A 3,268-nucleotide genomic window follows, 5' to 3' on the forward strand; every position below is an offset into this window, starting at 1 on the left:
ACCGGCGGTCCTGGACGGGTACGGGCCGATCCCGCCCTCGATGGCCCGCCAACTCGTCGCCGAGGGTGCCGGGTCCTTTTACCGGGTCCTGACCGACCCGCGGGACGGGGCGCCGCTGGAAATCGGCCGGACCCGCTACCGGCTCACCAAAGCCCAGCGCCGGTGGCTGCGCCTGCGCGACGGGAAGTGCCCGTTCCCCGGCTGCAACAACGCCTCCCTGGACAACGACGCGGACCATCTCCTGGCCTGGGCCGACGGAGGCACCACCGGGATCTCCAACCTCGGCCAGCCCTGCCCCAGACACCACAAACTCAAACACGGCTCCGCGTGGACACCCTCCGGCGCCAGCAAAGACAAACCACCCGGCTGGACCTCGCCCTCGGGACGGTACTACCCCAGCGAACAACAGGACTGGGAACCACCCCACTGGCCCAACGGCCTCCTGACCACAGGCGCGAACACGGATACAGTCACGTTCCCGGACATGGACGCGGGCACGCACTTGGATCCGGACGCGGGCCAGGACCACGGCCCGCCCGCGGATCCGGGCCATTACCCGGAGCCGCCGCCCGCCGGGCCCTTCGGCCCGGACCCCGGCCCGGACCCGAACCAGGAACTTCCCGCGGACCCCTTCCCGGACTGGCACCTCTTCACGGCCGCACACCCCTGGCCCGAACCAGACACCGACGAACCGTCCTGGCCAGAACCCACCGAGGACCCCTACCCCGGATACTTCCTATCCCAAAGTGGCTGACCAACTAGCTGCGAGCCGCTTCAGCTCAAGACCCAGAAACAACCCAGTGCCACTAGGGCACCAGGAGACAGCTGAGTTAGTGGCCCATGCCGAGGCCGCCGTCGACGGGGATGACGGCGCCGGAGATGTAGGCGGCTTCATCGCTCGCGATCCACCGGACCACGTTGGCGACCTCCGAGGCTTCCGCAAAGCGGGCGGCAGGAACCTTCGACAGGTAGTCCTTCTGGGTTGCTTCGGGCAGTTCTGCCGTCATGTCGGTGTTGATGAAGCCGGGAGCCACCACGTTCGCGGTGATGCCGCGGGAACCCAGTTCGCGGGTCAGGGAGCGTGCGATGCCGACGAGCCCGGCCTTGGATGCCGCGTAGTTGATCTGGCCAGGCGCGCCATAGAGGCCGGAGACGGAGGATATCAAAACCACACGGCCCTTGCGGGCCCGGATCATGCCCTTGGACGCGCGCTTAATTACACGGAAGGCACCGGTGAGGTTGGTGTCGATGACCGAGGTGAAATCATCCTCGCTCATCCGCATCAGGAGGGTGTCCTTGGTGATGCCGGCGTTCGCCACCAGCACCTCGACCGCGCCGTGGGCGGCTTCCACTTGCGTGAATGCGGCGTCCACAGAGGCCTCGTCCGTGACGTCGGCTTTGACGCCGAGGATGCCCTCCGGGAGCACCGATTCACTGCGGTAGGTGACGGCCACCTTGTCGCCGTTAGCGAGGAAGGCCTCTGCGATGGCAAGGCCGATTCCGCGGTTTCCGCCTGTAATCAGAACGCTGCGGCCGGTGGTTGCTGTTTCAGTCATAGTGGGACTCCGGAATTCTGCGGCGGGACGGCGCCGCGCTGTGGGCGGGATTTTCCTGCCTCCGATCTTAGCGCCCGGCACCGCCCCGTTTGGGCGGCTGTGCCGATGGTGAGAGAATTGCCTTAAGCCTTGGGAGCGTGATCTGACAGCCTTGACACTCAAAAACAGACCCGGTGTACCTGTGCCCGGGAACCCGGACCTACCCTCCGGTGATTCCGAGGTTCACAGCATTACGGACGCCGCCGCCGCACACTCCGACGAGATGCGCCAGCGGATGATCAAGTACGCCGTGGCGATGGGGATCCGCATGGTATGCCTGATCCTGATTTTTGTGGTGGACGGCTGGCTGAAGATCCTTCCGATCATCGGGGCGGTGTTCCTGCCCTGGTTCGCCGTCGTCATCGCCAACGGCAGTGACAAGGCCGAGGTCCACGCGGACTCGCTGCTGGATTACGCACCGCTGGCCCAGATCGATGCGCCGGCTGCCAGGCACGGTGACACGGCTGACCCGGTGTCGGACGACCCGTCGCTGACGCTGCTGCAGGGCGAACTCGTCGAGGATGAGGACGTCCCGAAGGAAGAGCGCGGCGCCCCGGGCGGACACGACGACGATGGCGACCACGGACGGGCAGCATCATGAACCTTCTCGACCTCGCCGGGAACGGCGGCGCAGCCGGACCGGCGGAAGCCCTCTGCTCGCGCAAAGCATGCCGGAGCGGCGCCGAGTGGCAGCTGCACTGGAACAACCCAAAAATCCACACCCCCGAACGGCGCAAGATCTGGCTGGCCTGTGGAGAACACCGGGCCTGGCTCGAGGACTATCTGCAGACCCGCGGGCTCTGGAAGGACACCGTGGCATTGGACCCGGCAGGCAGGGCTAGCTGAATGTACCGTTTTCTCTTTTCCAGGAAGTGGCTCGGTTACCTGGTGCTGGCCGCGGTCGTTGCGGCCGCCTGCGTCGGACTGGGCCGGTGGCAGATGGACCGCCGCGCCGAAACGCTGGCCGAGATCAACCGCGTCACCTCCAACTATTCGGCCACGCCCGTCCCCTTTGCCATGGTCAAGGACCAGTTCCGCTCGCTGGCGGCGGAACGGGAGTGGACCCAGGTGGAACTCAAGGGCAGTTACGACGTCGCCGGGCAGCGTATCGTCCGCAACCGGCCGCTCAACGGCCAGCCCGGCTACGAAGTCGTGGTTCCCTTCCGGGTGGAATCGGGCGAGACCGTCGTCATAGACCGCGGCTGGCTGCCGATCGGCAACAACAATCCGGGGAGCCCCGATTCGGTTCCCGCTCCCCCGCAGGGCCAGGTGACTGTTGTTGCCCGGCTCAAACCGGCCGAGCCTGCACTTCAGCGCGGCGCCCCGGACGGCCAGCTGGCCTCGATCGACCTTGCCGCCTATTCCGGCCAGCTGGGCTACCCACTGCTGACCGGCGCCTACGCCCAGCTCGCGTCAGAGAGCCCGGCAGTGGCAGACATGCCCTTCCCGTTCCCCAAACCGACCACCGATGAGGGCACCCACCTGTCCTACTCGCTGCAATGGTTCGCCTTCGGCGTGCTCATGTTCATCGGCTTCGGCTACGCGGCCCGTCAGCAGGCGCGAAACGCTGCCATTGACGCCGAAGACGCCGAGACGGCAGAGACCGATGGCGGCTTCATGCACTCCAGCGGCCCGGTGGCCCGCCGTCGGCCTGCTCCCCGTCAGCGGAAGAA

General features: G+C 66.8%; 4 protein-coding genes and 1 pseudogene. 4 read left to right on the forward strand and 1 reads right to left on the reverse strand.

Features of this window, described 5'->3' with window-relative positions; genetic code table 11:
* A pseudogene (locus BJQ90_RS21125) lies at positions 1-754 on the forward strand (hypothetical protein); the annotation flags it as partial.
* Positions 755-830: 76 nt separating this feature from the next.
* On the opposite strand, the gene fabG reads toward BJQ90_RS21125, so the two are convergent.
* Positions 831-1,556 carry a 3-oxoacyl-ACP reductase FabG gene (fabG, locus tag BJQ90_RS21130; RefSeq protein ID WP_226762141.1) on the reverse strand — a complete coding sequence of 242 codons (726 nt, stop codon included), beginning with the start codon at positions 1,554-1,556 and terminating at the stop codon, positions 831-833.
* Between the two features lie 151 nt (positions 1,557-1,707).
* On the opposite strand from fabG, the gene BJQ90_RS21135 reads away from it, so the two are divergent.
* The 3 genes from BJQ90_RS21135 to BJQ90_RS21145 form a co-directional block, all read left to right on the forward strand.
* Positions 1,708-2,196 carry a DUF3099 domain-containing protein gene (locus BJQ90_RS21135; RefSeq protein WP_264197508.1) on the forward strand — a complete coding sequence of 163 codons (489 nt, stop codon included), beginning with the start codon at positions 1,708-1,710 and terminating at the stop codon, positions 2,194-2,196.
* Positions 2,193-2,441, forward strand: a complete 249-nt coding sequence (locus BJQ90_RS21140; protein ID WP_226762143.1) for a hypothetical protein — start codon at positions 2,193-2,195, stop codon at positions 2,439-2,441. Before BJQ90_RS21135 ends, BJQ90_RS21140 begins: the two co-directional genes overlap by 4 nt.
* The coding region (locus tag BJQ90_RS21145; protein ID WP_226762144.1) for an SURF1 family protein at positions 2,442-3,268 on the forward strand (827 nt) is incomplete at its 3' end. It abuts the gene before it with no gap.

The organism is Arthrobacter sp. SO3, from assembly GCF_020532825.1.
Taxonomy (GTDB): domain Bacteria; phylum Actinomycetota; class Actinomycetes; order Actinomycetales; family Micrococcaceae; genus Arthrobacter.

What these genes read in the sequence shown, in the direction of transcription:
- BJQ90_RS21140 (WP_226762143.1), top strand. Translation starts at nt 2,193, where the DNA reads ATGAACCTTCTCGACCTCGCCGGGAACGGCGGCGCAGCCGGACCGGCG.
- fabG (WP_226762141.1), bottom strand. Translation starts at nt 1,556, where the DNA reads ATGACTGAAACAGCAACCACCGGCCGCAGCGTTCTGATTACAGGCGGA.